The organism is Mesorhizobium sp. Root552 (genome assembly GCF_001427285.1).
In the GTDB taxonomy this organism is placed as follows: Bacteria; Pseudomonadota; Alphaproteobacteria; order Rhizobiales; family Rhizobiaceae; genus Mesorhizobium.
In genome coordinates this window covers 1-1030 of the sequence record NZ_LMFV01000059.1, presented here as the reverse complement: position 1 = coordinate 1030, position 1030 = coordinate 1, and the positions used below count along the sequence as shown (strand labels likewise).

1 protein-coding gene is annotated in these 1030 nt (G+C 49.8%); it reads left to right on the top strand.

All coding sequences use genetic code 11. The features are described from left to right. Positions 1-508: ABC transporter substrate-binding protein (locus ASD50_RS19185; RefSeq protein WP_156465180.1), on the top strand; the 508-nt coding region annotated here is incomplete at its 5' end. Between the last annotated feature and the right edge of the window lie 522 nt (positions 509-1030).

The following is a 1030-nucleotide window of genomic DNA, read 5'->3' as shown; positions in this document are numbered from 1 at the left end:
AGACGCCATTATAACGTCGACAGCAGCCGGCGCGCCGAATGTCACGTTTACGAAGCAACTGCGATCAGCTGGTGTGACCGCATTGTACGGGAATTATGCGCTCGATGAAGGCACTGCAAAAAGCCTAGGTGCCGACGCGGAAGGCATCTATCTCGGCGGCACATACTACACCAGTATCGATTCTGAGAGTAATATGAAGTTCCTAAAAGCATTAAAGGACAAGTTTGGAGCCGAGACGAAAACCGCGAGCGAACTCTCAGTTCCGCAATATGATGCCGTTCATCTCTATGCGCTAGCTGTCGCAAAGGCCGGCACAACAGATACCGATGCTGTGGTAAAGGCCCTGAGTGAAGTAACCTACAATGGCCCGAGAGGCCCTGTACAAATGTCGAAGCAGCGTCACGCGCCTTTGACAATGTATCTTGCACAGGTGAATGCTCAGGGTGATACTAATATTATCAAATCAGAACCAAATGTGGACCCGGGCAATCAATGCCCTGATCTGTAATTTGTATATCTAAGCGTCTTTTGGACGACCGAACTTTTTAGTTGTTCATACATCTGTGACCAAGATGCTTCTCTAGAGCGGTTCCGTTGGTTCAGCGAGAACTCGGACCGCTCTAGGATTTGCGTTAAATCTTCCATGATTGCCTGAGATCGTATCTCTTCGACATCCTCGAGCGTGAAAACCTTTCATTTCTTGGGAGTTGCTTGAAATTGAAGTGCGGGTGCTGGTTATAATTGCAATCTGGTTTTCCGGACTTATCGACATCAATCTTCGCGAACGGATATTGTCAGAACAAACGCCGATAGACGGCAAAGTTCGTACGAGTGGTGAACAAAATGGGTTACATCTCGCGAAAACCAATCATTTTGGCGATATGCGGAGATGCTTGTGGTCTGACCAGAGTCCACGTAGGGCAGACCCAGGTGGACGCCTCGAAAAACCTCGCCATTGACGGCTCGGGATGATTCACTGCCCCGGTGATTTGCCGGGAGGGGATGGATGCGGGGACAGGCCGGGTTTTGG